The sequence below is a fragment of the Campylobacter sp. BCW_6889 genome (assembly GCF_001762535.1).
GTDB lineage: Bacteria > Campylobacterota > Campylobacteria > Campylobacterales > Campylobacteraceae > Campylobacter_D > Campylobacter_D jejuni.
This window is the reverse complement of the sequence record NZ_MJWZ01000023.1, coordinates 26,071-52,784: the sequence shown is the minus strand read 5'-3', so window position 1 is coordinate 52,784 and position 26,714 is coordinate 26,071. Positions and strand designations below refer to the sequence as shown.

Below are 26,714 nucleotides of genomic sequence, written 5' to 3'. Positions count from 1 at the left end.
TAATGAAAAATAAAAAGATAATTTTAGCATCTTTTATGGTTTTATGTATGCTTTTGGGAATTTTATATTTTAAAAATGAACCTAAATATATAGATGAAAATCTTTATCAAAGTCTATTAAGCCAAAATTTAATCCAAAAAGCTGTGATTGATAAAGACGAAATTTGGCTTAAGGCAGAAGGTGAAAATTACGTAATTATAAAAGATGGCATAGATATAAAAACACTTTTAGCAAAAGTTCCTATAGAGGTTAAAAAAGATAACACGCTTTGGGTGTTTTTTATTTTACTTGTTTTTATTATCGCACTTTTTATAAGTCTTGGTTATTTTGCCCGTAAAAAAGAATTGGCTAAATATCCTATATCAAATAAGAATCACATTCAAGCTCAAAATTCAAATATTAATTTAGAAAGTTCTCATATAAAACCTGTGATTTCAGATATTACTTTTAATGATGTAGCAGGTGTTGATGAAGTTAAAATGGAACTAAGCGAACTTGTAGATTTTTTACAAAATCCTAAAAAATATAAAGAATTTGGTGTAAAAATGCCAAAAGGTGTTTTAATGGTAGGCCCACCAGGTGTAGGAAAAACATTGATAGCAAAAGCAGTTGCAGGAGAAGCAGGGGTGCCATTTTTTTATCAAAGTGGTTCAAGTTTTGTTGAAATTTATGTAGGTATGGGTGCAAAAAGAGTTAGAGAGCTTTTTTCAAAAGCTAAAATGATGGCTCCTAGTATTGTTTTTATCGATGAAATAGATGCTGTAGGTAAAGCAAGGGGAGAAATGTCAAATGTTGAAAGAGATAGTACTTTAAATCAACTTTTAACCCAAATGGATGGTTTTGAGGACAATAGCGGGGTTATAGTTATAGCTGCGACAAATAAAATCGAACTTATGGATTCTGCTTTATTGCGTTCAGGGCGTTTTGATAGGAGAATTTTTTTATCTTTACCTGATTTTAAAGACAGACTTAAAATTTTAGAAATTTATATGAAGGATAAAAATAATAATGTTAATTTAAATAAAATCGCCAAAGCAAGCGTAGGTTTTAGTGGAGCAGGACTTGAAACTTTGGTCAATGAAGCGGCAATTAATGCTTTAAGAAGAAATAGTGCTTTAGTTGAGGAAAGTGATTTTTATGCTGTATTAAATAAAGTTCTTTTAGGCAAGAAAAAGATTTTAAGTTTTAATGATGAAGAGAAGAAAATTCAAGCCACTTATCAAGCTGCAAAAGCTTTGAGTGCGTATTATTTTGACATAGGATTTGAAAAAATTACTCTCATTGAAGATCGTTTTAAAGAATATGAGCATAATATAAGATCAAAATCAGAGCTTATTAATCGTATAAAAGTTTATTTGGCTGGTTCTAGAGCTATGAAATTAATTTACAATGAAAGTTATACCAACTCGCAAGATGATTTTTTAAAGATTAAAGAATTGCTTGATTATATGTTGAGTTTTGATATGTTAGAAGAGTCAAATTTAAATGAACAAAAAAAAGAAATGGATGAATTTTTAAATTCTATGAAGGATAAAATTTTAAAATTATCAGAGCTTTTGCTTGAAAAAGAAAAGATAGAACATGATGATGTTAAAAATATAATGCAGATTTGATTATATTTTAATCATCAATTTCTTTGTGCAAGATAGTTCCATTAAAATCTATAAGAATTTTTACATCGTTATCAAATTTAATCTTGTAATGGTTGATTTTTCTTTCGATTTCTCTAGCTTTTGTATTTGGAAATTCGTTTTTAATGATATTAGCTAAATTTTGAGGTAAAAAATCTAGTTCAAAAGGAAAGGCTTTATTTTCAATTTCTTTCCAAGCTCCATCTATGTCAAATTCAAGTTCTGTCCCATCGCTAAGATAGACTTCATAGGAATTTTTGTCTTTTTGTACAATCCCTATAGGTGCTTTGAAATTATGTTGTAAAAATTCTTTAGAAACACTTGGCAAATTATCAGCAGAAATTATTATATCAGCGTTTAAAGATAAACTTAAAATAGTAATAATACTTAAAAATTTAATTTTCAATATTTTTCCTAATTATTTTTTAGTAAAATTGTAAAGAATTTATGTGAATTTTATGTGAATTTTAAGACAATATTATAAAAAATAAAGGTTTTATACTTTGCTTACAATTTTTTTAATTTTTTTAAATATTTTATGTTATTTTTTGATTTCTTATGATTATTACAATATCCTTGGTTTGAATATTTTATTTTTTAATGGAGCTTATTGGCAACTTTTAAGTTCAATATTTTTACATGGAAATTTAACTCATCTTATATTAAATATGATAGTTTTACTTCAATTTGGGCGTATATTAGAAACTTATTTGGGTGCTTTGCGTTTTATTTTTATTTATTTTATTGGCGGGTTGTTATGTTCACTTTTAAGTGTTTTTTATGTGTATTTTGATTTTAAATATTTTGGAGAAAATATAAATGTCATAGGTGCTAGTGGTGCAATTTGTGTTTTAATGGGTTTTTATGCTGTTCTTGATAAAAATAGCACAAAAGGACTTATAGTGGCAATTTTACTTATGAGTTTTGCGCCATTGCTTATGGGGGTAAATGTTGCTTGGTATGGTCATATTTTCGGGTTTATATGTGGTTATATTTTAGCTAAAATAAAAGAGGTAAAATGAAAAAAATTTATATTATAAGACATGCAAAAGCAAGTAAGAGAGGAGATATCGATGATTTTGAAAGAAAGCTTACTAAGAGTGGAAAGGAAGATTTAAAAAAACTTTTTAAAAATCTTGCCTTGCATGAAATTCATCCTGATTTAGTGTTATCAAGTCCTGCTGTTAGAACCGCTAAAACAGCGAAAAAAATAGCCAAATTTTATAATTTTGATAAAAATAAAATTTGTTTTGATGAAAGATTGTATCTTTGCAATGTTGAAAATTTGCTAAAAATTTTGCAAGATATTGATGATGAGTTTAACGAAGTATTTTTAGTGGGTCATAATCCTGGTTTAATGGAGCTTGGAGAGTTATTAAGCTCGCTATGTTTAGCTTCTTTTCCAACTTCTTCTATCTTGTGTTTAGAATTTGATATTAAGGAATTTAAAAATTTAAAAAAACATAGCGGAAAATTAGTTTTTTTTGAACATGTGCGCAAGTTAAAAGAAGAAAAAGATTTGGGTTTTTAGTAAGAGATTGACTCTTACTTCCAACCTTCTATATAATTTTTTAGTTTTCTTCCTACTTTAGGGTGTTTGAGTTTTTTTATAGCTGAGCTTTCTATTTGTCTCACTCTTTCTCGAGTGACATTAAGCTCTTTCCCAATTTCTTCTAAGGTTCTATCGCTTTCATCATCCATTAAGCCAAAGCGCATTCGAATTACCGCTTTTTCCCTATCGTTTAATTGATCTAAAACTTCATCAATTTGTTCTTTTAAATCATCCTTTAAGATATGATCCATTGGAGAAAGTGAATTTCTATCTTCAACAAAATCTCCAAATTTACCATCATCTTCATTTCCTATTGGAGCTTCAAGGGAAATTGGTTCTTTTGTGATTTTAATGACTTGTTTAACCTTATCTACGCTTAAACCTACTTCTTTAGCTATAACACTGACATCAGGTTCTTTTCCATCTTTTTGCAGATGTTCGCGGATAATTTTGTTAATTTGATTGATGGTTTCTATCATGTGGATTGGAATTCTTATGGTTCTTGCTTGGTCAGCTATAGCCCTTGAAATAGCTTGTCTGATCCACCAAGTTGCATAAGTGGAAAATTTATAACCCCTTTTGTATTCAAACTTATCCACAGCTTTCATTAAACCTATATTTCCTTCTTGAATAAGATCTAAGAAAGGTAGACCACGATTTGTGTAGCGTTTAGCTATGCTTACAACAAGACGCAAGTTTGATTTTGCCATTCTTCCTTTTGCTTCATCAGAGATTTTTTTACCGCGTTTAATTTGCTCTAAAATTTCTTTTAAACGTGATTTTTCAAGATCAAAGCTTTTTTCACTAGCTTCTTTAGTTTGAAATAGTTTTTTAATTTCCATATAAGTGCTTACCATGGTTGTTTCTAAAGCTCGCTCTGTGATTTCTTCTTTGCTCAATTTTGTAATATCTTTTAAAATATCTGCATGGCGTTTTTTAAGTTCATCAGAAAACATAGGTAAGCGGTATTCTAAACGCTTAAGTTCTTTGTCAAATTCTTCATCACTTTTTAGTGCAGTTTCCATTGATTTTACGATTTCACTAATAAGTTTTGAAGTAGGGCCTAGATCCATTAATTTTTCTTTTAAAATATTTTTTTTGAATGCAATGCTTAATTTATCTAAAAGCTCATCTCCACTTTCCTTGTCTTTGGATGTTTTTAGCCAATCTTTTTTAGCTTTTTCTAGAGCTTTAAATTTTTCTATAACTTTTAAAGTTCTTTCATCTTCTTTTTTGCTGTTTTTTTTAGTATTTTCTTCATCTGTTTCTAATTCTGTTTCGTTTTCTTCATCTTCGTCTATATCAAGTTCATCAAGTTTATCATCATTTTTTTCTTCATCGTCAAAGCTTTTAAATAATTCTTTTACTCTTCTTTCTCTGTTTATTAAAGGTTCTTTATAATCTAAAATAAAATCTATCAAATAAGGTACAGAACAAAAAGCATCAATGATAATATCTTCACCAAGTTCTATTTTTTTAGAAATTTCAATTTCTTCATCTTTGTTTAATAAAGCAATTTGTCCCATTTCTCTTAAATACATACGAACAGGAGAGTCTGATCTGCTCCATTCTAATAAATCGTTTTCATTGGCTAAATCAAATTCGTTCTCAAGGCTTGTATCTTGGAGTTTTTGTTTTTCTTCTTGAAGTCTTTTTGCATCTTCTATGTTTTTCATTTGTGCAATTTCAGCTGCTGAAAAAAGTTGCACTTTGTGTTTTTTCACTAATGCTTGCACTTTTTTAGCGGTTGATGCACTTGGTTGTTTTGTAAGATATTTTACCAATTTTTCATATGTGATATAATCTTTTGCATTTTCTTGAAATAATTCTTCTAATTCAGCTTCTTGAGTTTTGGCGTTCATTGATTATCCTTGAAATTTATATAAGCTTTAGATTTTATCTAAAAATTGCTTAACTTTCTATATAAATCGGTTATTATGCTTATGATTTAAATATTTTTTCAAATTTTTCTAAAGCTCTGTTAAAATTATAATTTTTTCTTTTTAAGGTATAAAATTTACGCTTTAGGTTGATATTTTTTAACTTGATTTCATAAAGTGTTGAATTTTTTAATTCTTTTTCTATGCTTTTTTTGGAAAAAATAGAGATTGCTTTTTTTTGTAAAACAAGTTCTTTAATCGCAGCCATTCTATCAAGCTCAAGAAAAATATTAAGCTTTTTTGAGCTTGCACCAATTTCATTTAAAAATTTATCCCTTAAGCCTGAGCCTACTTCTCTTAAAATCCACTTTTGTTCTAAAAGTTCATCGATATAAAATTCTTTTTCATTGAGTTTTTTATCACTTGTGGCTACTATAAGTTCATCATCTTGCCAAAAATTTATTTCTAAATTTTCATACTCCACTAAAGCTGGATCAAGTTCTGCTTCAATGATTGCAAATTCTATATTTCCGTTTTTTAGCAAATTTAAACATTCTTTTGAATTCTGCGTTTGAGAGTGAATTTCTATGTTTTTAAATTCTGCTTTAAAATCAAATAAAATAGGAGCTAAAAAATGTTCAGAAATGCTTTGAGTTGAGGCTATTTTTATTTCCCCTAAGAGCATGCTTTCGTCGTTTAATTTTTCTAAGCTTTGGTAGTAGGCTTGTATAATTTTTAACCAATTTTTTCCTAGTTCTAAAGCTTTTGGTGTAGGTAAGAGTTTTTTTCCAAGTCTTTCAAATAAAATGCCATCAAATTTATTTTCTAAATTTTTAATTACTATTGAAACATTAGGTTGAGTTATGGAAAAATTGTTGGCTGTATGAGTTGGACTTTGAGTGTTTAAAAGATCTAAAAATATTTCCATATCTTTGATTTTCATGAGTGATTCCTTTATTTAATAAAAAAAAATTATTATAAAAATTAAAATAATATATTTTTATAATTTTAATAAAAAAAATATAATAACACAAAATTTAGAAAAAGGAAAATAAATGAAAACAAGTTTTTTAGCACATAGCATGGCTATAGTGCGTTCAAATTTTAAGGGTTTGCTTTTTACTGCTTGTATAGTGATTTTTGCTATGTATTTTTCTAGTGTTCAAAGTATCAAAGATACTACTCATTTGGCAGCGACTGCTTTTGCTATCATCATAGGAGTGTTGCTCTCTCCTTGGTTTTTTAAATACCAACATCATTTTCAAGCTGGAGTGCATTTTAGTGCAAAAAAGCTTTTAAGACTCGGTATTGTTTTATATGGTTTTAATATTACTTTAACTGAGCTTTTAAGTGTAGGGTTGAAAGGGTTTTTACTTTCTGCTATAGTGATATTTTTTGTTTTTATTATTGCTTTATTTGTAGGGATGAAAATTTTTAAACTCGATAAAGAAACTTCTATGCTTGTTGGAGCCGGAAGTGCGATTTGCGGTGCGGCAGCAGTTTTAGCGTTGGAGTCAAGTTTAAAAAGTGATCCTTTTAAAGGAATTTTAGCTGTAGGTACGGTGGTGATTTTTGGACTTGTGTTTATGTTTTTGTATCCTATAGCTTTTTCTTTAAATCTTTTTCCTTTTTTTGATCAAAATGCTATGGGGGTTTTTATGGGGGCTACTTTGCATGAAGTGGCAAATGTTGCAGGTGCCGCTGAAATGGCAAAAGATATGGCAGGATTTGAGCAAGGTGCTTCTAATGTTGCAGTGATTATAAAAATGATGAGAGTGATTTTACTTGTGCCTTTTTTGCTTATAGTGACTTATTTTTTTGCTAAAAATCAGCATTCAAGCAGTGGAAAAACTGCAAAAAGTATCACTATCCCTTATTTTGCTTTTGCATTTTTAGGTATGATAGTTTTAAATACTTATCTAGCAAGTAAAGAAAATATTTTAGGTATTGCTACGAGTGATATTATTTCTTTAGGTAAAACACTTTGTACTTTATGTATTGTTTTTGCTATGGCAGCTTTAGGTTTACAAATTGACTTTAAAAAATTTTTAAAGAGTGGCTCTAGAGTATTTGGTTTGGCTTTTGTTTTAGGGCTTGTTTTGATTTTTGGAGGATATTTTTTAACTTTAACTTTTAAAGATATACTTTGGTAATAACAATTATTTTTTGAAAAAATTTATTTTTATTAATCAAGTGATAATATAATTGTTTTTGTTTAATAAAATCTCATTTTGAAGGAGTTAAAATGAAAAAAATTGTTTTAAGTATTTTAAGTTCTTGTTTATTAGCATCTGCTTTAAGTGCCGTATCTTTTAAAGAAGATAGTTTAAAAATATCTTTTGAAGGGTATAAAACTAAGGATATGGTAGGAGTAGAAGGTGAATTTAAGAATGTAGAATATAAATTTTCTAAAAATACAAAGGATTTTGCAAGTTATCTTAAAGGAGCTAAAGCTACTATAAAGCCAAGTAATGCTTTTATGGGTGAAGGCAATGATGTTATAACCAATAATATCACAAAAGTGTTTTTTCCTGCTTTATTGGGAAATGCAGATATTAAAGTTGTTTTCCAAGATGTGATTGTAGGTGAAAACAAAGGCGTTATTTCAGCAAAAATTACCATGGATAAAAAAAGTACTATTGTACCTTTAACTTATACTATCAAAGATAATAAATTTGAAGCTAAAGGGCAGCTTGATTTGCATACTTTTAAAAATGGTTCTAAAGCATTAAAAGCATTAAGTGATGCTGCTCCAGGACATGGTGGAATCTCTTGGCCTTTGGTTGATATCAGTTTTAATGCTGATTTAGCAGAATAAAAAGTAGCCTTAGGGCTACTTTAAAATACAGTATTTTCTTAAATTATTTTCAAAAATTTCATAATTTTTTATATTTTCAAGTTCTTGATAAATTTCACTGCCTTTCCATAAAATAAAAATTGTATTTTCATCTTTTAGATTTTTGCAAATTTCAAGCAAAGGCTTGACATCCATTAAGGCTCTTGAAGTGATGATATCGGCTTTAAAGGTATTTTTACACTCTTGAACTTTTTCTTTGTAAATATGTAAATTTGAAAGTTCGCATTCTATTTTTAGTGTCCGCAAAAAGGCAGCTTTTTTGGGATTGGGTTCGAAAAGATGAAAATTGCTTTGCAGTAAAAAGGCTAAAAATACAGCTGGAAATCCTGCACCACTTCCTATATCGGCAATATTTTTTGCTTTAGAAAAATCATAAAAATCTAAAATTTTAATACTATCAAAGATATTTTCATCTATATTTTTTAAATGAGTAAGATTGTGAATGCGGTTAAATTTAGATAATAATTCTTTATAAATTTTTACCTTTTCTTTAAAGTTTTTTAAATCGTAGTGTTGTAAAAAATCATAATCTTTAAAAATCATTTATTTAAGATGTCCCATTTGAGTTTGTTTTATGTTTAAATATTCTACATTAAAACGGTTAGGTTCTATTAAAATCGGTATGCGTGTGATGATTTTTTCCTTAATGGACTCTAGTTTCTCGGGATTATTTGTGAGTAAATTAACCTTAGAAATTTCATAGTGTTTGAGTATAAATTCTACAATTTCATAAGTTCTCTCATCGGCTTTAAAGCCAAGCTGATGATTTGCTTTAATCGTATCAAAACCTTTATCTTGTAAAGCATAAGCATTAACCTTGTTAAAAAGTCCTATACCTCTTCCTTCTTGTCTAAGATAAATCACCATTCCGCCATTTTTGTCTATATATTTTAACGAAAATTCAAGCTGTTCTCCACAATCACATTTTAAACTTCCTAAAGCATCTCCTGTTAAGCACTCTGAATGAATTCTTAGATTGAGTGTGTCTTTTGGAGTATTTTTAAATATACATAAATGTTCTTTATCATTTTCTTTAAAACTTTGTATTTGGAAATTTCCCCATTTGCTAGGTAAATTCGCAATTTCTGAAATTTTTATTTTCATTTACTACTCTCTATAATCAAATTTATGTTAAGATTTTAGCAAAAAAAGGACAAAAAAATGTTTAAAAGATTTAGAAGATTAAGGCTTAATGAAAACTTAAGATCTATGGTAAGGGAAAATTCTTTAAGCGTGAATGATTTGATTTATCCGCTTTTTGTGGTTAGTGGAACGGGGATAAAAAAAGAAATTTCTTCTATGCCCGATGTGTTTCAAATGAGTTTAGATGAAATTTTAAAAGAGTGTCAAAATGTAGTCAACTTAGGTATTAAAGCTATTATACTTTTTGGCGTTTTAGAAAATGAGAAAAAAGATAGTTGCGGAAGCGATGCTTTAGATGATGAAGGGCTTGTTGCAAGAAGCATAAGAGAGATTAAGAAAAATTTTCCAGATCTTTTTGTAATTAGCGATCTTTGTTTTTGTGAGTATACAGATCACGGGCATTGTGGGATTATCGATCCAAAAACAAAAAGCGTGGATAATGATGCCACTTTAGAAATTTCAGCCAAACAAGCCTTAGTTCACGCAAGAGCAGGGGTAGATATGATAGCACCTAGTGGAATGATGGATGGTATTATCACTACTTTGCGTAAAGCTTTAGATAAGGAAGGTTTTGAAAATTTGCCTATAATGGCGTATTCTACTAAATTTGCATCAAGTTATTATGGGCCATTTCGAGATGTAGCAGAGTCAGCTCCAAGTTATGGAGATAGAAAAAGCTATCAAATGGATTTTGCTAATGGTAAAGAAGCTTTAGAAGAAAGCTTAGAAGATGAAGCACAAGGAGCTGATATTTTAATGGTAAAACCCGCTCTTGCTTATCTTGATGTAATTAAAGAAATATCCCTTTATTCTAACTTGCCTTTGTGTGTTTATAATGTAAGCGGAGAATATGCTATGCTAAAGGCAGCTAAAAATGCGGGAGTGATTGATTATGAAAAAATCTTATATGAAACTATGATAGCTTTTAAAAGAGCAGGGGCAAAGCTTATCATCACTTATCATGCCAAAGAATTAGCTAAAATGTTAAAAGGAGAAAAATGAAACATTTTTTAACTTTAAGAGATTTTTCTAAGGAGGAAATTTTAAGCCTTGTAAATCATGCTAGCGAGCTTAAAAAAGAGCCTAAAAAACTTTTACAAGATAAAACTTTAGCAATGATTTTTGAGAAAAATTCTACAAGAACAAGAATGGCTTTTGAATTAGCCATAACAGAGCTTGGCGGAAAGGCTTTATTTTTAAATAGCAATGATTTACAACTTAGTCGTGGCGAGCCTGTAAAGGATACAGCTAGGGTGATAGGGGCGATGGTTGATTTTGTGATGATGAGAGTCAATAAACATGAAACTTTACTCGAATTTGCAAGATATTCTAAAGCCCCTGTGATCAATGCTTTAAGCGAGCTTTATCACCCTACTCAGGTTTTAGGAGATTTGCTTACTATCAAAGAATGGAATAAGATGCAAAATGGTATAGCAAAAGTTGCTTTTATCGGAGATAGTAACAATATGTGCAATTCTTGGCTTATTGCGGCTGCGATTTTGGGCTTTGAATTTAGTATAGCTATACCAAAAAACTATAAAATTAGCCCTGAAATTTGGGAATTTGCTATGAAACAGGCTTTGATTTCAGGAGCCAAAATTTCCTTAAGTCATGATAAATTTGAAGCCTTAAAGGATAAAGATGTAGTCATCACCGATACTTGGGTTTCTATGGGTGAAGAGAATGAAAAAGAACGCAAGATTAAAGAATTTGAAGGATTTATAATCGATGAGAAGGCTATGAGCGTTGCCAATAAAGACGCGATATTGCTTCATTGTTTGCCTGCTTATAGGGGTTATGAAGTGAGTGAAGAAATTTTTGAAAAACATGCAGATGTGATTTTTGAAGAAGCAAGAAATCGCCTTTATGTGGTAAAAGCCTTGCTTTGCTTTTTGGATAATCAGAGAGGAAGAGAATGAAAGAGCTAGAAAAGTATAGCATTTGCTTAAAACGCATTGATGAATTTAGTCAAAATCTAGGAATAAAGAAAAAAGATAGAACGATTTTTAAAATGAAGCAAAGCGAGAATGAAAACGAAAAATGTTTAGTTCTTGAAAATGGAAGTTTTGATTCTCCTGAGCCTTGGTTTGTGATTGATGAAAACGATGAAATTCACACTTTGCTTTCTTTACAAAGTCTTAAGAATATACTTGAAAGTTTAAAACAAAGTCAAAAAGAGAATTTTGAATTGCGTTTAGAAAAGGCGATTTATCAACAAATTCCTGTAGATTTTAACGATGTTTGGACGGTTGCTATGGATGAGATCAAGCAAAAGGCGCAAAATGGCACCATGGAAGTTAGTATTGATCTTGAAAAATTAATTTCTAAAATCAAACAAAAGCATCCAAATTTATTTGTAGATATGCAAGCGATGATAGAAAGGGTAAACCAAAATGAGAGATTATAAAGCTTTTGTAAAATACTCTAAAGCAGGACCACGCTACACTTCTTATCCTACAGCAGTAGAGTTTAATGCAAATTTCAAATACGAAGAATATATAGAAATTTTAAAAAAGCAAGATAGATCTTTATCGCTTTATTTTCATTTACCATTTTGTAGGAGTGCCTGTTATTTTTGTGGTTGCAATGTTATTTATACAGCCAAAGAAGAGAGTAAAGAAAGATATTTAACTTATATTTTTAAAGAGCTTGATATTTTAAGTACTATTTTAGATACTAAAAGAGAAGTGGTGCAAATGCACTTTGGGGGCGGAACTCCAACTTTTTTTAGTGCTAAACAACTTCAAAATTTGATTTTAAAAATCAGATCTATTTTTAGAAATTTTTCTAAAGATGCAGAGATTAGCTGTGAGATCGATCCGCGTTTTTTAAATGACGAACAAGCCACAGTTTTAACACAAAATGGCTTTAATCGTATCAGCTTTGGAGTGCAGGATTTTGATGAAAAAGTTCAAAAAGAAATTCATCGCATCCAGCCTTTTGAATTAACACAAAATGCTTTAAATCTTGTAAGAAGTAAAGGCATAAAGTCTGTAAATATGGATTTAATTTATGGTTTGCCTTATCAAAATTTACAAAGCTTTACACAAACTTTAGAAAAAGTTATGCTTTTAAATCCTGATCGTTTGGCGATTTTTAATTACGCTCATGTGCCTTGGCTTAAGAAAAATATGAGAAAATTTGATGAAAATACCTTGCCAAGTCCTGATGTTAAACTTGAAATTTTAGAATTTTGTGAGAATTTTTTGAGTAAAAACGGCTATAAAATGATAGGTATGGATCATTTTGCAAAAGAAAATGATGAGCTTTTTAAAGCTTTAGAAAATGGAACTTTACATAGAAATTTCCAAGGTTATACTACTAAAGGTGGTGCTGATTTAGTCGGTGTTGGGCTTACAAGTATAGGCGAAGGACAAAGACATTATGCGCAAAATTTTAAAGATATGTCAAGTTATGAGGCTGCATTAGATAGAGGAGTTTTGCCTTTTGAAAGAGGCGTAGCTTTAAGCGATGATGATGAGCTTAGAAAAGCAGTGATTATGGAGTTAATGGCAAATTTTAAGCTTGATATCAAGTCAATAGAAAAAGAATTTTGCATTGATTTTCAGGAGTATTTTAAAGAGGATTTAAAAGCTTTAGAAGAATACAAAGATTTTATTAATTTTGATGAAAATTTTATCAAAGTCAATGAAACAGGTGTTTTGCTTATAAGAAATATTGCTATGTGTTTTGATGCTTATATGAAAAACATTAGTGAAGATAAAAAAGTATTCTCAAAAACGGTGTAAGATGAAATTTAGTCAAATAAGTGATGCTTGTGTTAAATGTGGCAAATGTATACCTGTTTGTACTATACATGAAGAAAATCGCGATGAAATTACCAGTCCAAGAGGATTTTTAGATCTTTTATCTGCTTATAAAGAGGGAATTCTAGAACTTGATAAAGAAGCTAAGAAAGTTTTTGAATCTTGTTTTTTATGTACCAATTGTGTTGAAGTGTGTCCAAGTAAATTAAGAGTAGATAATGCCATAGAAGAAGTTCGTTATGACATAGCTAAAAAATTTGGTATAGCTTGGTATAAAAAACTTATTTTTTTCTTTTTAAGAAGACGCACAATTTTAGATTTGGTAGCTAAGCTTGGCTATGTGTTTCAAAGTTGTGCGTTTAAAATTCAAAATGAGAATGAAAATACAGGTATGAAGGCAAGATTTTCCATGCCTTTTGTTAAAAAGGGAAGATTACTTACAAGTTTTAATAAAAAAAGTTTCTTAAATTCTAATCCAAAATTTATCAATAATGATGGAGAAAAAACAATAGGTTTTTTTGTAGGTTGTTTGGCGAATTATTTTTACATAGATACGGCTAATGCAGTGCTTAAAATCACTAGGGAATTAAAAATCAATGTGGATTTGATGAAAGAACAAGTGTGTTGTGGAGCGCCGCAATTTTTTACGGGTGATTTTAAAAGTGTTGAAGTTTTGGCTAAAAAAAATATTGAGTATTTTGAAAAAAAATTAGAAAAATTAGATGCTATTATAGTTCCTGAGGCCACTTGTTCGGCTATGTTAAAGATAGATTATGAACATTTTTTTATAATGCAAAATGATTTAGACTGGGCAAAACGCGCAAAATGTGTGTCATCTAAGATATATATGGCTAGCGAGTATTTTTATAAATTTACTTCTTTGGAAGAAATTTTAAAAACAAAAAATAAATTTAATTATAGCATTACTTATCACGATCCTTGCCATGCAAGAAAAATGCAAGGGGTTTTTAAAGAGCCAAGAGAACTTTTAAAAACAAATTATCATTTTGTGGAAATGAGTAATTCTAATACTTGTTGCGGTTTTGGCGGGGTGAGTATGCAAACGGATTATTATGATAAAGCCTTAAGTGTAGGGCTTAAAAAAGCACAAATGATCGATGAAAGTAAGGCTAGTGTGGTAAGTGCCGAGTGTTCAGCTTGTAGAATGCAAATTTCAAATGCATTAGAACAAAATTCAAGTAAGGTTGTTTTTGCTAGTTCTTTAGAGCTTATAGCAAAAGCTTTGTGATGATGAAGATAGTATTTAAAGGCAAAAGTTCTGAATATGAAATTCAAAGATCGTGCTTTTGTGTTGATGCTTTTGTGATTAAAGATAAGATTGAAGAACGAGATGGTGTTGATTTTATCACTTCAAATATAGAGCTTTTGGAATTTAGTGATGACAGTTTTACTTTTGAAGAAATTGTAAAACATTTTAATATTTGTAATAGTGAAGATATGATTATCGTTGAAGATTTTGACATGAAATCAAACAAAGATAATCAAAACCAAGAAGATAATATAAAACATGACATCTTAAAATCTGAAAAAATAATACATGAAAACACAAAACAAATAAGTATGCAATTTAAAAATTTAAAATTTTTTTCAAGAATTTTTAAAAATGAAAATTTTCTTTCTGATTTTAAAGAAAGCAAGCAAGAAGTTGTTGTTATCAAAAAACATGAAAAACTTGAAATTTTTAAAAATTTATCTCAAGAAGATCAAGAAATTAGCTTTGTTAAAATTGAAATTTTAAATTATGATAGTAATGAAGATAGTTTAAGTTTTAATCTTGATATATTTCCAAGCGGTATGAGCTATAAGTATGGAATTTTAAAAGGTTCTATGCATATTATTTTACAAGGTAAAACTTCTAGTACGATGCTTTTTCCGTTTTTAAAAAGCATGATTTATAAAAATAAAAGCGAAAATTCAAGTGAAAAAATTTTTACTTTAATGATAAATCAGAAAAAACACTATAAACTTATCGCAAATCTTTCTTAGTTTTATTTTATTATATTTTCTATATTAGAGCGATTTTTTTCAATTAAAGAGCGATTTTTTTGAGTTGTTTCTTTAAGATCGGCTATATCTTCTTTCATGTTTTGTATGTTTTGGTTGAGTAATTTTATCTTTTTTTCATAGCGAGTAACGATGATAAAGACTACAAATAAAAATATAATAATCAAAAAAATAAATGCTAAAAATTCCATATTTTTCCTTTTTAAAACTAGATTTTGAAATATATCATTTAAATACTTCAAAAAACTTTTATGGGTTTTTATTTTGTATTTTAGTTTTTTTATCTTTAAACTTATATATAAATTTTCAAAAAGTAACAAAAAAATATATAAAAAAATAATTAAATTAAAAAAATAATCAAAGATAATAAATATCTCATTTTTTTATGTTATATTTTAATAAATATCCAAAAAGGATTTTAATATGGAAAAATCACTTTTATTTCATTTTAGACGCATTGGGGTTGAATTTATTATTTTTAGTGTTTATGCTGTTTTTAGTATCTCTTGGGCAGCAACAGGGTCTTTAATGCCCTTGATTTCAAATGATCTTGCTCTAAATACTCAGCAAGCTACTTTAATCACTAGTATGATAGTAGTTGCGAAAATTTTTGGTGCTTCATTTACTGCTTTTTTGGTTTATAAATTCGGATTAAAAAAGGGATATTTTTTAGGCTGTATTTTAATGAGTTCGGGTATCTTTTTAAGTTTTGTAGATAGTTATAGTGGTATTTTGATTATAAGATTTTTAACAGGGCTTGGTTCAGCTTGTGCTTTAGTTTGTTTAGTGCCTATTGCACAACAATGGTTTGAAAAAAAAGCTTTACATTTTGTAATTAGTTTTAATATGACTTCAAATTTGGTAGGCATTACCCTAGGACTTGTTTTAGCTGAAAGTATCTCAAATTATTTTGGAAATTGGAGAGATTCTTTATCATTTTATGCTTGGATTAATTTGATTTTATTGATTTTGTGGCTTTTTGTAGGTAAAGATGAGAATAAAAAAGAAGAAAAAAAGAATAATGCAAAAGATCTTATTTATGCTCTAAAATCTCGTGTTACTTGGGGTATGATTATTTTTTACATAGGGCCTATTTTATTTTTAAATTCTCTTTTTACTTTTTTACCAACTTTTTATGCGCAATATGCGGGTTTTAGTAAAGAATTAGCTGATTTTGCTAAAAAAGAAATTCCAGCCTTGGCTAATTTTGCTATTATTTTTGGTCCTTATCTTGGATTATTTTTTAAAAGAAAAAATATTTCTTTTAAAATAATGCTATTGTCTGGAGGAGCGTGTATTTTTATATGCGGATTTTGTATGTTGTTTTTACAAAATTTAGTATTGATACAGATTTTTGCTGTGTTATCAGGCATTTTTTATTCTATGTGGTTTCCATTTTTCTTTAATCTACCTTCAGAATTAAAAAATTCTAATCCAAATCAAACTGCTTATATTATGAGTGCTTTTTGGAGTATTACCTTTGTTATACTATCATTTAACCTATGGGTAGTATCTTGGAGTGTTGATAAAACCCATAGTTTTACTTTGGGTTTTGTTTATATTTTTGCTTTGATTTTTATTTCAGCGATCTTAGCACAATTTGTTTTACCTAGAAGAGAAAATTTTATATAAGGAGAAAAATAGAATGAATTTAATTCCAGAAATACTAGACTTACAAGGCGAATTTGAAAAAATTCGTCATCAAATTCATGAAAATCCTGAGCTTGGTTTTGATGAATTATGTACTGCAAAATTAGTGGCGCAAAAATTAAAAGAATTTGGTTATGAGGTTTATGAAGAAATAGGAAAAACAGGTGTTGTGGGGGTTTTAAAAAAGGGAAATAACGATAAAAAAATAGGACTTCGTGCAGATATGGATGCTTTGCCTTTACAAGAATGCACAAATTTGCCTTATAAAAGCAAAAAAGAAAATGTAATGCATGCTTGCGGTCATGATGGACATACTACTTCTTTATTGCTTGCTGCAAAGTATTTAGCAAATCAGAATTTTAATGGCACTCTAAATCTTTATTTTCAACCTGCTGAAGAGGGTTTGGGTGGTGCTAAGGCAATGATAGAAGATGGATTGTTTGAAAAATTTGATAGTGATTATGTTTTTGGATGGCACAATATGCCTTTTGGTAGCGATAAGAAATTTTATCTTAAAAAAGGTGCGATGATGGCTTCTTCGGATAGTTATAGCATTGAAGTTATTGGAAGAGGTGGTCATGGAAGTGCTCCAGAAAAGGCAAAAGATCCTATTTATGCTGCTTCTTTACTTGTGGTGGCTTTGCAAAGTATAGTATCTCGCAATGTTGATCCTCAAAATTCAGCAGTTATAAGCATAGGAGCTTTTAATGCAGGGCATGCTTTTAATATCATTCCAGATATTGCAACGATTAAAATGAGTGTTAGAGCATTAGATAATGAAACTAGAAAACTAACTGAAGAAAAAATTTATAAAATTTGTAAAGGTATTGCACAGGCTAATGATATAGAGATTAAAATCAATAAAAATGTTGTTGCACCAGTGACTATGAACAACGATGAAGCTGTGGATTTTGCTAGTGAGGTTGCAAAAGAATTATTTGGCGAAAAAAATTGTGAATTTAATCATCGTCCTTTAATGGCAAGTGAGGATTTTGGATTTTTTTGCGAAATGAAAAAATGTGCCTATGCTTTTTTAGAAAATGAAAACGACATTTATTTACATAATTCTAGTTATGTTTTTAATGATAAGCTTTTAGCTAGGGCTGCAAGTTATTATGCGAAGCTAGCTTTAAAATACTTAAAATAAAAACTAATCTAGAATTTCAAGCACAATTTCTTCCTTTAAACCTTTGATTTGAATTTCTTTGAGTTTTAGGTTTGAAGGAAGGTTTGCTAAAAGCTCTTTATTGTTTTTTACTTGGTTTTTTGCACTTATGGAGAGTAAAATTCCCCTATAAGCTTTAGCAAAATGACTGATGACTTTACCATTTTTTACAAATTTATAGGTATAAAATTTCTTTTTTGGGGTATAGAATTTATCATAAAATCCTGCTCTAAGGTCAAGTATTTCTTCATTTTCCAAGTATTCATCTAAGGCTTTACTAAAATGTTCTTTATAAAATTTCTCTATGGCAAAATTTCCTATTTTAGCCCCTTGCTTGAATTTATAAAAGGGTAGGGTATCATTAGCTCTTACAACGCCAAAAAGATTAGAAAATATAAGAGTATTTTCTAAAATATAAGCTTGACTTTTTTTATCTAAAGCTTTAAAATTAAGATATTCATAACTTACCCCAGTATAAAGCAATATAGCTTCTTGAGTGGGAGCTTGTTTTAAATTGTGTTTAAATTTATCAATTTCATTTTCATTTTTAATGCCAAAAAGTTCTTGTAAATTCTGTAAACTTGCGTTTTTGATAAATTCTTCATAATGCTTTAAAGCTTTTATTCTATAAGGAAATAATTCTTTAAATATAAATGAGTTTTCATTGATAGGATTTTTTACGCAATTTTCATTTTTGCTTTCACTAGGGGAGAATAAAATTTTCATTTTAGCCTTTTTTTGTTAATGTTATGAAACATTAAGAGCAAAGAATTTAATCTTGCTTTTAATGTTTTTGAAGTTTTTATCATTTTAAAATTTAAAACGACGCTCCGCCCATTAACATAGAAAACATGATAAATGGAAGTATAATTTTTAACGCTTCTGTGGCGTCTTGATTGTTGATGCTTAGTTTTTCTATGCTGTCGATTCCTTGTGTGCTATAGTCACTAACAGGGATGTTTTTAAATTTTAAATCAAGATTGAGTTTATAATCATCATTTTGAGTGATATTGTTTAAAATAGCTAAAGCTTTATCAAAGATTAATGTTTGTTCTTCATTTTGACTTTGAGCTTTTAAGGTTTGTAAATTTTCCTTAGCAGTTGCTATATAGCTACTAAATACGCCTTCGGTTTTAAGAGTTGAATCAATTTTAAAATTATTTAAGATGATGTATTTTTGGATTGTATTGCTAAAATCTGAAGCTTGTTCGTAGTTTGCTATATTAAGAAGTTCATTGATAGCTTGTTCATCCATAGCTAAAGTTTGAGTGTTAAATTTTATACCCTTAGAATCAAGGTAATTAAGTAGATCTTCTTTTAGATTTATATTTAGATTTGTATTGAAATTTAATTTTGCGTTATAAAATTTTATATTAAGATTATCTAGATAATTGTTTTCTTGTTTGTTTATGGAGTTATCAAATGATAAAGTATAAGAATCCGAGCTTAATTTATTGATAAAAGAGCTGATTTTTGGATCTTGTTGAAATAAGCTTGCATTGATGTCACTAACAACTTTTTCTCCAAGTTTAAAATCTTCAAAAACCAAATTTGATTGTATGCTTTTTTGGTTTTTAAAAAGATCGTTGTAATATTCTTTAATGTTAATTGATGTATTTGCTTCGCCTTTGTAAATTTCATTTGAGCGAATTTTGATATTTTTTGCTTGAAATAGTTCTTGATACTCATCGTTGTTATCTTTTGCAAGAGTTTTGAAATTTGAACTTAAACACGCTATAAAATCACCATCTGCATTGCATTTAAAATCAGAAAATTCAATCTTTATTCCAGAATCCTGAGAAAGGTTTGCAATTTCTTGTTTAACTGTTTGATTTAGTTGATTTTCATATTTTTTAACTGTTTTTTCATCTATGGAATTTCCGCAAGCTGAAAACAAAACAGCTATTCCAATAGAGAGAAAAATACCTTTTTTCATAGTTTTCTCCTTAAAAATTTTAAAACAAAGATTATATCTTTTTTTACTTAAAATTTAAACAATGCTAAAAGAGAGTGTGAGATTAATTACATTTTTACACATAGGAAAATCTTTTTAGTTTGTTTCAAATGCATTATTTATAATTTTAAGTATAATTAACTTTGCAATTATTATATATTTTTGCAATAGCTTTAAGCTTATTTTTAAAGAAAGGAAATGTATGAAAAAAATACTTCTAAGTGTTTTAACGGCCTTTGTTGCAGTAGTATTGGCTGCTTGTGGAGGAAATTCTGACTCTAAAACTTTAAATTCTCTTGATAAGATCAAGCAAAATGGAGTTATTAGGATTGGGGTATTTGGCGATAAACCACCTTTTGGTTATGTGGATGAAAAAGGAAACAATCAAGGCTATGATATAGCTTTAGCTAAACGCATAGCAAAAGAACTTTTTGGCGATGAAAATAAGGTGCAATTTGTTCTTGTTGAAGCTGCAAATAGGGTTGAGTTTTTAAAATCAAATAAAGTAGATATTATTTTGGCTAATTTTACTCAAACTCCAGAAAGATCTGAACAGGTTGATTTTTGCTTGCCTTATATGAAGGTAGCTTTAGGCGTAGCTGTGCCAAAGGATAGTAATATAACTAGCGTAGAAGATTTAAAAGATAAAACTTTACTTTTAAACAAAGGCACAACAGCGGATGCGTATTTTACGCAAAATTATCCTAATATTAAAACTTTAAAATACGATCAAAATACTGAAACTTTTGCCGCTTTGATGGATAAAAGAGGCGATGCTTTAAGTCATGATAATACCTTGCTTTTTGCTTGGGTGAAAGATCATCCTGATTTTAAAATGGGTATCAAAGAGTTAGGTAACAAAGATGTTATCGCACCAGCAGTTAAAAAAGGTGATAAAGAACTTAAAGAATTTATCGATAATTTGATCATTAAACTAGGCCAAGAGCAGTTTTTTCACAAGGCTTATGATGAAACTTTAAAAGTTCATTTTGGAGATGATGTTAAGGCTGATGATGTAGTGATTGAAGGTGGAAAAATTTAATAAAGGGCTTTTTGCCCTTTAGTTGATTTAGGATAAAATATGCAAAAAAAATACAAAAATATTATTTATGCTTCTTTGGGTGGAATTTTAGAATTTTATGATTTTGTGCTTTTTGCTTTTTTTTTGGATATTTTTGCTAAGGTATTCTTTCCGCAAAATGATGCTTTTTGGATGCAGATAAATGCTTATATAGCCTTTGGTGCTGCTTATTTAGCGCGTCCTTTTGGTTCTATTGTGATGGCACATTTTGCTGATAGATATGGAAGAAAGAATATTTTTTATATTTCTATGCTTTTGATGGTTTTGCCTAGTTTTGCTTTAGCTTTTTTGCCAAGTTATGAAAGTATAGGTATATTTGCTACTTTGATTTTATTCACTATTCGTATTTTGCAAGGTTTAGCCGTTGGAACTGAGGTGAGCGGAGCTTGGATTTATGTGAGCGAATTTGTCAAAGGGTGCCAAATTCCTTTAGCTCTTGGTTTTATTTCAGCGACTTTAACCATAGGTTTATTGCTAGGAAATATTGCCACTTTAGGCATAAGATCTTATTTTACCCCAGAAGAAGTTCAAAGCTATGCTTGGAGAATTCCTTTTATCATAGGAGGATTTTTTGGAATTTTAGCTTTGTTTTTAAGAAATAAACTCAGCGAAACTCCAGAATTTATAAAAGTTCAAAATGAAAAGAAAATTTTAAATTTTCCATTGTTTGAAGCTTTAAAAACTCATAAAATGAGTATGCTTGTTTGTTTTTTAATGACTATGGTTTTAACAAGCGGTGTGGCAACTTTGATGATTTTGCCTAAGTATTTTGAAAGTCTTTTAGCTATGAGTAAAACTTCTGCTTTATGGGTGCAAAATTTTGCTATTTTAGCGGTGATTTTTGGAGCTTTATTTCAAGGTTTTTTAGCAAGCAAATGGGGAAGCTATAGGATTTGTTCTATTTTTAGTATAGCTTTTATTATTTTTGGTGTGCTTTTTAGTTTTTATGATGAGAATTTTTTATTTTATTTTTTACTGGCTTGTTTTGCACAAGGTATTATTACTTTCGCGCCTGTTTTTATGACGCAAATTTTTAAAAGCGAACTTAAATTTAGCGGGCTTAGTTTTGCTTATAATATTTCTTATGCGATTTTAGGTTTTTTAACCCCTTTTATAGTCAATGCTTTTTATAAAGAGTATTTAGGTATTTATCTTGCTATAGTGGGATCTTGCTCCTTGCTTTGTGTGTTTTTGTTAAAACGCGTTTTTGCAAGAAGCAAGATTAAAGAATTAAGCATTGTCTTTTAAAACTTCAAAAACAACCTTAGATATTTTTTCAACTGAAGCGATTTCGCAATGCTCATCAGTTGAATGAGGATTATGGATATTTGGACCTATAGAAGCGCATAAAAGCTCTTGTTTTTTCTCTATAATGCCACACTCAAGCCCTGCATGGATAGCTGAAACTTTGGCATTAGGCGATACTTTTTTAAGCGCTTTAAAAACCATGTCGCTAAGTGCGTTTGGTTTGCCTTCCCAAGGTGGATAGAAATTAAAACTTCTTACTTTAAAATCAAAAGCCTTGAAAAATTCTAAAGTTTCAAATTCTACTTGCTTAAGTCCATCAAGTATATTAGATCTTGCAAAAAGTGCGAATTTGATTTGTTTATCTTGCATTCTTAAAGTAGCTAGGTTAATGCTTGTTTGAATTATACCTAGATTTTCATCATAAGCTCTAACTCCATGAGTAAAAGAATTTATAAGGCTTAAAAGTTTGTTACTTTGATCGCAAATTTCAAATTCACCTTCTTCTTTAAAATCGCATTTTATCCAGTTATTGCTCTTTACTTCATTTTTAAAATGCACTAAAGCTTTGGCGTGTTTAGGTATAGAATTGATTCTTTCTCCACCTTCAAAAGAAATGATTTCTCCTTTATTTTCTTGTATGAATTTAGCCATTTCTTTGATGGAGCTTTTTTCGTTGCGTACGATATTTATGCCTGAGTGTCCACCTTTAAAATTTTGCGCGCAAAGCTCATAAATTTTACCCTTTTTTCTAAGGGTATTAAAAGGCAAGCTAGCTTCTATATCTACTCCACCTGCACAGCCTATCATGATCTCATCATCGCTTTCATGATCTAAATTTAAAAGCATTTTAGATTCTAAAGTGTGCTCGAGTGAATTCACTCCCATGAGTCCTACTTCTTCATCGTTTGTAAAAAGACACTCTAAATTTTCAAATTCAGCCATAGCGCTCATCATGATGGCTATACCTATACCATTATCCGCGCCAAGACTTGAATTTTTGGCTCTTAAAAAGCCATTTTCTTCATAAACTTCTAAGTTTGGTGCATCGCCCATACAGACCATATCATAATGGCTTTGTAAGCAAATTTTTGGTTTGCCTTTTATGGCACGGATATTTCCTGCTTTATCTACACTCACTTTAAAGCCTTTATCTTTAGCATAAGAGCTTAAAAATTCTTTCATTTGTTCTGTTTCATAACTGCAATGAGGAATTTTACATAATTGTTTAAAATTTTCTATAACATTTTGCATTTTATCTCCTTTGTTTTGATAAAATTATGGCATATTTTTTAAAATTTAAAGGCAAAATGATTAAAAAATGAGAATAAATTATAAAAAATTATTTAATTTAAGAAAATTACTAAGTGATCCAAAAAAACTTTTTTCTGTATTAATTTTTACTCTTGTAGTTGTTTTTATCCAGAATTATATTGCCCAAAATTCTAGTTTTGAAGGAAAAGTAGTTAGAATTATTGATGGAGATACTATAGAAGTTAATCATGAAAACAAACTCGCTAGAATAAGATTTTTTGGTATAGATGCACCAGAACTTAAGCAAAGTTTTGGAAAGCAATCAAAAGAAGCTTTAAGTAGAATTTTAAGCGGTAAACAAGTTGAAATTATTTATAAAAATAAAGATACTTATGGTAGAATTGTTGCTATTGTAAAGCTTAATAATGTTGATATTAATCAATTTTTAGTAAGCAAAGGCTATGCTTGGGCTGATACTTACTATAGTAATGCTTATATTAAAGAACAAGAAAATGCTAAGAAAAATCATTTAGGTCTTTGGAAAGAGGGTAATCCTATAGAGCCTTATAAATGGAGAAAACACAATAAATTCTAAGGAAAAACATGAAAAAATATACTTTAATGATACTATTAGTTTTAGGAATTTCTGGATGTTTTGTAAATGAAAGAGGAATTTCAAATCGTTTTTATGATGATTGCAAAGAATATTATGATGGAAGTGGAACTTATCATAAGGATTGCCCAAAGAATTGGGTGGATATTAAAATGACTCCTTGATTATTTTCCACCCACAGAGGCCATTAATGCAGCTGCTACGGCTTCTGGATTGTTGATTTTGGCACCTTGTTCTTGATTTTCTGTAGGTTTAACAGTATTAAGTGGCGGACGCTTGAGTTTAAATATATGCTCATCAGTGCTAACAACTTGTATCGTTCCTTCAAACATTTTAATTTCTTTAACATGCCCGACCACTTTTACATCTCTTTTTTTGGAGGTTTCGTCAAAAAGTGCATGAGCTTCAAGTTCTAAAACATCGCCTAATTTAAGCGGAGCATAAAAAAAACATTTTGATCCAATAATCACTGAAAATTCTTTATTGATAGAGGCTTGTGCTACATAGTTTGCTGCAGCGAAAATAAAGGCATCAAAAATCAATCCTTGATCATCTGCTACCATTTCGCTTGTGGTTATTAAAATTGATTTGGCATAGTTTTTATCAATTTCTATAATGGTTCCAGCAAGCGAGGTGTTTAATTCAGGACAAGTGAGTAATTCTGCTCTAACACGAGATATATCTTCTGCAGATGCGTATTCTTCAAGTTGTGCATATTCTTCAAAATTATCTTTTTTTGCCATATCTAACCTTTAAATTCTACTTATCTACTTCAAAATATCTAAAATTCAATATCGGCAAAAAATAAAAAGAATTTATATTTTAATGCGTATATAAACTCTTTTGGGTGCTTCATAGCCTTCAATGGTAAGATTTTTATCCTTTGGATCTAAGAAATTTTCCAGCGAAAAAGAGTCTATCCATTCTGTTTTTCTTTGTTCGTTTTCATCGGTTTTTTTTGTAGCCAAAACTTCAAATTCTTTAAATCCTGCTCTTTCACACCAGTTTTTTAATGCACTAATGCTTGGTACAAAATAAATATTTGGAATTTTAGAATAAGTTTTATTAGGCACAAGAGCGATTTCTCTCTCATCTTCTATATACATGGTATCTAAAAAAACAACTCCATTTTTATTAAGTCCTGCTTTTAAATCTTTTAGCATTTTTATAGGATCACTTCTATGATAAATCACCCCAAGACAGAAAATCACATCAAATTTCAAGCCATAGCTTGGAAGATCTTCTACGCCTAAAAGTTCGTATTCTATAGGAGTTTTAGCTAAAGCGTTAATGAGTTCAAATTGCAAACGGTATTTGATAGAAGGATCAAAACCTATGAGTTTTGCAGGATTAAATTCAAGCATTTTAAACATATAATAACCATTATTACAGCCTATATCAGCAACGCATTTTTGAGAAATTTCGTTCATAAAAGGCTTTAAAATATTAAATTTAATAAAACTTTGCCATTCTGTATCGATGAAAAGATCGTCTATTTTAAAAGGACCTTTTCTCCATGGTTTAAGTTCTTTTGTTATAGCTAGGATTTCATCTTTGGCTTGAGAATTTGTAGATAAATTTACACTATCATCTAAAGAAAAATTACAAGCAAGATTGAGAGCTTTAAGTTCTTGAATTTTAGCGTATAAAGGGTGATTTAGAAATTGTTTTTTGAGTAAATTTTCTTGCATTTTTATCCTTGACATTTGCTTTTAATGCTAAATTATAACATTAAAAGCTTTTATGGCAATATAAATCTCATATGTATTAAATATTTGATCAAAAATAAATTTTTAAAAACTCAAAATACTTCCCAAAACTCACATAAGCTTTAGAACTATAATCATCATTTTTATAAAGCTTTAGCTAAATCAAGCTTAACATAAAAATTTCCTGTTTTATTATAAAGCAGTTGCAAATCATAGGTATCCATATAGTTTGTTTCACTTACTCTATATAGTTTAGAAACATTCTCACACCAAGAATAACCTATATCATAAAAAGGAGTGATATAAAAATCTTTCAAAGGAGTAGTCATTCTAAGTCCAAAGCTAGCTACTACAGCATTATCTCTATCTTCATTATTATAAACCCTTACTCCATAAGGACCTACTAAAGATATAGTTTTACTATTATCTAGTATAAATAGATTCATTAATAACTTGTTGATAATTTAAGCTAAAAAGATGAGTAAAGGTATCATTAAAGAAATAAGTATTGTTAAGATTGACATTAAGTTTAGCAAATTTTCAAATTCTACTCCATCTACTTTGCTTGTTTCTATACCTCATTAAGAAATTCATGCGTTGATTGCTTTTAGAACTGCTAAGATTTTTATATGAGTATCTTTAGGTTTAAGATAAAAAACTGAACTAAGTTCTCCTTGTTCTAATATAAGTTTATTATAACTTGCATTAGCATAATCGGTTTTTGCTATGATTAAAAAAGGAAGTGCTCTAACTGTTTTTATTACTATGATTAGCTGTATTGACACTATTAAAAGAAAGAACTTTATCTTCTCTCATATCAGAAGCAAGTAAATAATGTTTAAAATTTAAATCGTTTATATTTATAATATTAACTTTAGTATTGTTATAAATTAAAGTAATATTGTTAATATCATGTTTAGAACTCTTAGAATAATAATTTATACCTTGGGGTTTTTATAAGTAGAATTGGTTTTATCATAAAGTTTGTTATCATTAAAATAATACTCTGGAATATTGAAATTTCGATTGTCTGTAGTATTTGCTTGAGTGACTAAAAGCATTGATGCTTAAGAAGGTAACAATAGAAAGTTTAAAACAAAATTTCTCTACACCCCTCCCCGTGAAGTTAAAAAGCTTAATGGCTGGCATAGATATCCTTAAATATTGATTATTATATTTTAACTATTT

28 protein-coding genes and 2 pseudogenes are annotated in these 26,714 nt (G+C 29.1%); 17 read left to right on the top strand and 13 right to left on the bottom strand.

The annotated features are described in order from the left end of the window. The first annotated feature begins 2 nt into the window (after positions 1-2). Positions 3-1,613 carry an AAA family ATPase gene (locus AJ939_RS02100; protein ID WP_053872295.1) on the top strand — a complete coding sequence of 537 codons (1,611 nt, stop codon included), beginning with the start codon at positions 3-5 and terminating at the stop codon, positions 1,611-1,613. Positions 1,614-1,620: 7 nt separating this feature from the next. Here the strand turns inward: AJ939_RS02100 and AJ939_RS02095 are convergent, their stop codons facing one another. Next, the gene (locus AJ939_RS02095) at positions 1,621-2,037 is read right to left on the bottom strand and encodes a PepSY-like domain-containing protein (protein ID WP_004305692.1); all 417 of its coding nucleotides are present in this window, start codon (positions 2,035-2,037) and stop codon (positions 1,621-1,623) included. A 97-nt stretch (positions 2,038-2,134) separates the two neighbouring features. On the opposite strand from AJ939_RS02095, the gene AJ939_RS02090 reads away from it, so the two are divergent. Together AJ939_RS02090 and AJ939_RS02085 are read left to right on the top strand one after the other, a co-directional pair. Next, the gene (locus AJ939_RS02090; protein ID WP_044779210.1) at positions 2,135-2,653 is read left to right on the top strand and encodes a rhomboid family intramembrane serine protease; all 519 of its coding nucleotides are present in this window, start codon (positions 2,135-2,137) and stop codon (positions 2,651-2,653) included. Further along, entirely contained in the window at positions 2,650-3,162 is a 513-nt protein-coding gene (locus tag AJ939_RS02085; RefSeq protein ID WP_002861738.1) for a SixA phosphatase family protein, read from the top strand. Before AJ939_RS02090 ends, AJ939_RS02085 begins: the two co-directional genes overlap by 4 nt. Before the next feature lie 14 nt (positions 3,163-3,176). Here the strand turns inward: AJ939_RS02085 and rpoD are convergent, their stop codons facing one another. Together rpoD and AJ939_RS02075 are read right to left on the bottom strand one after the other, a co-directional pair. Then, positions 3,177-5,045 carry an RNA polymerase sigma factor RpoD gene (gene rpoD, locus AJ939_RS02080; protein ID WP_004305698.1) on the bottom strand — a complete coding sequence of 623 codons (1,869 nt, stop codon included), beginning with the start codon at positions 5,043-5,045 and terminating at the stop codon, positions 3,177-3,179. Positions 5,046-5,124: 79 nt separating this feature from the next. After that, a complete protein-coding gene (locus AJ939_RS02075) occupies positions 5,125-6,006 on the bottom strand; it encodes a LysR family transcriptional regulator (RefSeq protein WP_002932884.1) in 882 nt (293 codons plus the stop codon). Between the two features lie 112 nt (positions 6,007-6,118). Between AJ939_RS02075 and AJ939_RS02070 the strand changes: the two genes are divergently transcribed. Beyond that, positions 6,119-7,216 (top strand): YeiH family protein, encoded by a 1,098-nt coding sequence (locus AJ939_RS02070; RefSeq protein WP_044779211.1) that lies wholly within the window; start codon positions 6,119-6,121, stop codon positions 7,214-7,216. Positions 7,217-7,308: 92 nt separating this feature from the next. Continuing rightward, on the top strand, positions 7,309-7,881 hold the full coding sequence (locus AJ939_RS02065) for a hypothetical protein (RefSeq protein WP_002861734.1): 573 nt from the start codon (positions 7,309-7,311) through the stop codon (positions 7,879-7,881). A gap of 15 nt (positions 7,882-7,896) precedes the next feature. Here AJ939_RS02065 and rsmG read toward each other — a convergent pair whose 3' ends face one another. Then, a complete protein-coding gene (rsmG, locus tag AJ939_RS02060) occupies positions 7,897-8,463 on the bottom strand; it encodes a 16S rRNA (guanine(527)-N(7))-methyltransferase RsmG (RefSeq protein WP_004305702.1) in 567 nt (188 codons plus the stop codon). Next, a complete protein-coding gene (ribA, locus tag AJ939_RS02055; RefSeq protein ID WP_053872889.1) occupies positions 8,464-9,024 on the bottom strand; it encodes a GTP cyclohydrolase II in 561 nt (186 codons plus the stop codon). Positions 9,025-9,081: 57 nt separating this feature from the next. Here ribA and hemB point away from each other — a divergent pair, with 57 nt between their 5' ends. From hemB to AJ939_RS02025, 6 genes are read left to right on the top strand one after another with little or no spacing between them, the layout of a single operon-like run. Continuing rightward, complete coding sequence (hemB, locus tag AJ939_RS02050) at positions 9,082-10,065, top strand: porphobilinogen synthase (protein ID WP_044779212.1); 984 nt, start codon at positions 9,082-9,084, stop codon at positions 10,063-10,065. Then, the gene (argF, locus tag AJ939_RS02045; RefSeq protein ID WP_004305704.1) at positions 10,062-10,982 is read left to right on the top strand and encodes an ornithine carbamoyltransferase; all 921 of its coding nucleotides are present in this window, start codon (positions 10,062-10,064) and stop codon (positions 10,980-10,982) included. The genes hemB and argF overlap by 4 nt, the downstream gene beginning before the upstream one ends. Further along, a complete protein-coding gene (locus AJ939_RS02040) occupies positions 10,979-11,470 on the top strand; it encodes a DUF2603 domain-containing protein (protein WP_044779214.1) in 492 nt (163 codons plus the stop codon). Before argF ends, AJ939_RS02040 begins: the two co-directional genes overlap by 4 nt. After that, positions 11,457-12,812 (top strand): oxygen-independent coproporphyrinogen III oxidase, encoded by a 1,356-nt coding sequence (hemN, locus tag AJ939_RS02035; RefSeq protein WP_002861729.1) that lies wholly within the window; start codon positions 11,457-11,459, stop codon positions 12,810-12,812. The genes AJ939_RS02040 and hemN overlap by 14 nt, the downstream gene beginning before the upstream one ends. A gap of 1 nt (position 12,813) precedes the next feature. After that, the gene (locus tag AJ939_RS02030) at positions 12,814-14,079 is read left to right on the top strand and encodes a (Fe-S)-binding protein (protein WP_070233096.1); all 1,266 of its coding nucleotides are present in this window, start codon (positions 12,814-12,816) and stop codon (positions 14,077-14,079) included. Beyond that, a complete protein-coding gene (locus AJ939_RS02025) occupies positions 14,076-14,837 on the top strand; it encodes a DUF5416 family protein (RefSeq protein WP_074470038.1) in 762 nt (253 codons plus the stop codon). The genes AJ939_RS02030 and AJ939_RS02025 overlap by 4 nt, the downstream gene beginning before the upstream one ends. Before the next feature lie 2 nt (positions 14,838-14,839). Here the strand turns inward: AJ939_RS02025 and AJ939_RS02020 are convergent, their stop codons facing one another. Continuing rightward, positions 14,840-15,046, bottom strand: coding sequence for a membrane protein (locus tag AJ939_RS02020; protein WP_002853356.1), 207 nt, complete (start codon positions 15,044-15,046; stop codon positions 14,840-14,842). Between the two features lie 232 nt (positions 15,047-15,278). On the opposite strand from AJ939_RS02020, the gene AJ939_RS02010 reads away from it, so the two are divergent. Together AJ939_RS02010 and AJ939_RS02005 are read left to right on the top strand one after the other, a co-directional pair. Next, entirely contained in the window at positions 15,279-16,487 is a 1,209-nt protein-coding gene (locus AJ939_RS02010; RefSeq protein ID WP_070233101.1) for a CynX/NimT family MFS transporter, read from the top strand. 13 nt (positions 16,488-16,500) lie between these two features. Beyond that, positions 16,501-17,652, top strand: coding sequence for a M20 aminoacylase family protein (locus AJ939_RS02005; protein ID WP_044779510.1), 1,152 nt, complete (start codon positions 16,501-16,503; stop codon positions 17,650-17,652). 3 nt (positions 17,653-17,655) lie between these two features. On the opposite strand, the gene AJ939_RS02000 is transcribed toward AJ939_RS02005, so the two are convergent. Continuing rightward, positions 17,656-18,396 carry a YaaA family protein gene (locus tag AJ939_RS02000; protein WP_070233103.1) on the bottom strand — a complete coding sequence of 247 codons (741 nt, stop codon included), beginning with the start codon at positions 18,394-18,396 and terminating at the stop codon, positions 17,656-17,658. 91 nt (positions 18,397-18,487) lie between these two features. Continuing rightward, a complete protein-coding gene (gene jlpA, locus AJ939_RS01995) occupies positions 18,488-19,606 on the bottom strand; it encodes a lipoprotein adhesin JlpA (protein WP_070276548.1) in 1,119 nt (372 codons plus the stop codon). A 220-nt stretch (positions 19,607-19,826) separates the two neighbouring features. Between jlpA and AJ939_RS01990 the strand changes: the two genes are divergently transcribed. Together AJ939_RS01990 and AJ939_RS01985 are read left to right on the top strand one after the other, a co-directional pair. After that, a complete protein-coding gene (locus AJ939_RS01990) occupies positions 19,827-20,666 on the top strand; it encodes a cysteine ABC transporter substrate-binding protein (protein ID WP_070233108.1) in 840 nt (279 codons plus the stop codon). Between the two features lie 39 nt (positions 20,667-20,705). Then, positions 20,706-21,953: an MFS transporter gene (locus AJ939_RS01985; protein WP_044779505.1), complete on the top strand. Its 1,248-nt coding sequence runs from the start codon at positions 20,706-20,708 to the stop codon at positions 21,951-21,953. Here the strand turns inward: AJ939_RS01985 and AJ939_RS01980 are convergent. Next, on the bottom strand, positions 21,936-23,204 hold the full coding sequence (locus AJ939_RS01980) for a M20/M25/M40 family metallo-hydrolase (RefSeq protein WP_044779504.1): 1,269 nt from the start codon (positions 23,202-23,204) through the stop codon (positions 21,936-21,938). The two genes, AJ939_RS01985 and AJ939_RS01980, sit on opposite strands and share 18 nt — an antisense overlap. 67 nt (positions 23,205-23,271) lie before the next feature. On the opposite strand from AJ939_RS01980, the gene AJ939_RS01975 reads away from it, so the two are divergent. Then, positions 23,272-23,799 carry a thermonuclease family protein gene (locus tag AJ939_RS01975; protein WP_070233110.1) on the top strand — a complete coding sequence of 176 codons (528 nt, stop codon included), beginning with the start codon at positions 23,272-23,274 and terminating at the stop codon, positions 23,797-23,799. A gap of 8 nt (positions 23,800-23,807) precedes the next feature. Continuing rightward, on the top strand, positions 23,808-23,981 hold the full coding sequence (locus tag AJ939_RS01970) for a hypothetical protein (protein ID WP_044779503.1): 174 nt from the start codon (positions 23,808-23,810) through the stop codon (positions 23,979-23,981). On the opposite strand, the gene AJ939_RS01965 is transcribed toward AJ939_RS01970, so the two are convergent. From AJ939_RS01965 to AJ939_RS11075, 4 genes and pseudogenes are all read right to left on the bottom strand, one after another. Then, positions 23,982-24,560, bottom strand: coding sequence for a hypothetical protein (locus AJ939_RS01965; RefSeq protein ID WP_002873190.1), 579 nt, complete (start codon positions 24,558-24,560; stop codon positions 23,982-23,984). 72 nt (positions 24,561-24,632) lie between these two features. Continuing rightward, complete coding sequence (gene cmoB / locus AJ939_RS01960) at positions 24,633-25,523, bottom strand: tRNA 5-methoxyuridine(34)/uridine 5-oxyacetic acid(34) synthase CmoB (protein ID WP_074470040.1); 891 nt, start codon at positions 25,521-25,523, stop codon at positions 24,633-24,635. Between the two features lie 73 nt (positions 25,524-25,596). After that, positions 25,597-26,066 (bottom strand): annotated as a pseudogene (locus AJ939_RS01955) (ShlB/FhaC/HecB family hemolysin secretion/activation protein); the annotation flags it as partial. 39 nt (positions 26,067-26,105) lie between these two features. Further along, positions 26,106-26,675, bottom strand: a pseudogene (locus tag AJ939_RS11075) (hypothetical protein); the annotation flags it as partial. Positions 26,676-26,714 lie beyond the last annotated feature (39 nt).

What these genes read in the sequence shown, in the direction of transcription:
- AJ939_RS02005 (WP_044779510.1), top strand. Translation starts at nt 16,501, where the DNA reads ATGAATTTAATTCCAGAAATACTAGACTTACAAGGCGAATTTGAAAAA.
- AJ939_RS01985 (WP_044779505.1), top strand. Translation starts at nt 20,706, where the DNA reads ATGCAAAAAAAATACAAAAATATTATTTATGCTTCTTTGGGTGGAATT.
- AJ939_RS02100 (WP_053872295.1), top strand. Translation starts at nt 3, where the DNA reads ATGAAAAATAAAAAGATAATTTTAGCATCTTTTATGGTTTTATGTATG.
- AJ939_RS02030 (WP_070233096.1), top strand. Translation starts at nt 12,814, where the DNA reads ATGAAATTTAGTCAAATAAGTGATGCTTGTGTTAAATGTGGCAAATGT.
- jlpA (WP_070276548.1), bottom strand. Translation starts at nt 19,606, where the DNA reads ATGAAAAAAGGTATTTTTCTCTCTATTGGAATAGCTGTTTTGTTTTCA.
- AJ939_RS02085 (WP_002861738.1), top strand. Translation starts at nt 2,650, where the DNA reads ATGAAAAAAATTTATATTATAAGACATGCAAAAGCAAGTAAGAGAGGA.
- rsmG (WP_004305702.1), bottom strand. Translation starts at nt 8,463, where the DNA reads ATGATTTTTAAAGATTATGATTTTTTACAACACTACGATTTAAAAAAC.
- cmoB (WP_074470040.1), bottom strand. Translation starts at nt 25,523, where the DNA reads ATGTCAAGGATAAAAATGCAAGAAAATTTACTCAAAAAACAATTTCTA.
- AJ939_RS02010 (WP_070233101.1), top strand. Translation starts at nt 15,279, where the DNA reads ATGGAAAAATCACTTTTATTTCATTTTAGACGCATTGGGGTTGAATTT.
- ribA (WP_053872889.1), bottom strand. Translation starts at nt 9,024, where the DNA reads ATGAAAATAAAAATTTCAGAAATTGCGAATTTACCTAGCAAATGGGGA.
- AJ939_RS01970 (WP_044779503.1), top strand. Translation starts at nt 23,808, where the DNA reads ATGAAAAAATATACTTTAATGATACTATTAGTTTTAGGAATTTCTGGA.
- AJ939_RS01990 (WP_070233108.1), top strand. Translation starts at nt 19,827, where the DNA reads ATGAAAAAAATACTTCTAAGTGTTTTAACGGCCTTTGTTGCAGTAGTA.
- argF (WP_004305704.1), top strand. Translation starts at nt 10,062, where the DNA reads ATGAAACATTTTTTAACTTTAAGAGATTTTTCTAAGGAGGAAATTTTA.
- AJ939_RS02070 (WP_044779211.1), top strand. Translation starts at nt 6,119, where the DNA reads ATGAAAACAAGTTTTTTAGCACATAGCATGGCTATAGTGCGTTCAAAT.
- AJ939_RS02020 (WP_002853356.1), bottom strand. Translation starts at nt 15,046, where the DNA reads ATGGAATTTTTAGCATTTATTTTTTTGATTATTATATTTTTATTTGTA.
- hemB (WP_044779212.1), top strand. Translation starts at nt 9,082, where the DNA reads ATGTTTAAAAGATTTAGAAGATTAAGGCTTAATGAAAACTTAAGATCT.
- AJ939_RS02065 (WP_002861734.1), top strand. Translation starts at nt 7,309, where the DNA reads ATGAAAAAAATTGTTTTAAGTATTTTAAGTTCTTGTTTATTAGCATCT.
- AJ939_RS01965 (WP_002873190.1), bottom strand. Translation starts at nt 24,560, where the DNA reads ATGGCAAAAAAAGATAATTTTGAAGAATATGCACAACTTGAAGAATAC.
- rpoD (WP_004305698.1), bottom strand. Translation starts at nt 5,045, where the DNA reads ATGAACGCCAAAACTCAAGAAGCTGAATTAGAAGAATTATTTCAAGAA.
- hemN (WP_002861729.1), top strand. Translation starts at nt 11,457, where the DNA reads ATGAGAGATTATAAAGCTTTTGTAAAATACTCTAAAGCAGGACCACGC.
- AJ939_RS01980 (WP_044779504.1), bottom strand. Translation starts at nt 23,204, where the DNA reads ATGCAAAATGTTATAGAAAATTTTAAACAATTATGTAAAATTCCTCAT.
- AJ939_RS02075 (WP_002932884.1), bottom strand. Translation starts at nt 6,006, where the DNA reads ATGAAAATCAAAGATATGGAAATATTTTTAGATCTTTTAAACACTCAA.
- AJ939_RS02000 (WP_070233103.1), bottom strand. Translation starts at nt 18,396, where the DNA reads ATGAAAATTTTATTCTCCCCTAGTGAAAGCAAAAATGAAAATTGCGTA.
- AJ939_RS02040 (WP_044779214.1), top strand. Translation starts at nt 10,979, where the DNA reads ATGAAAGAGCTAGAAAAGTATAGCATTTGCTTAAAACGCATTGATGAA.
- AJ939_RS01975 (WP_070233110.1), top strand. Translation starts at nt 23,272, where the DNA reads ATGAGAATAAATTATAAAAAATTATTTAATTTAAGAAAATTACTAAGT.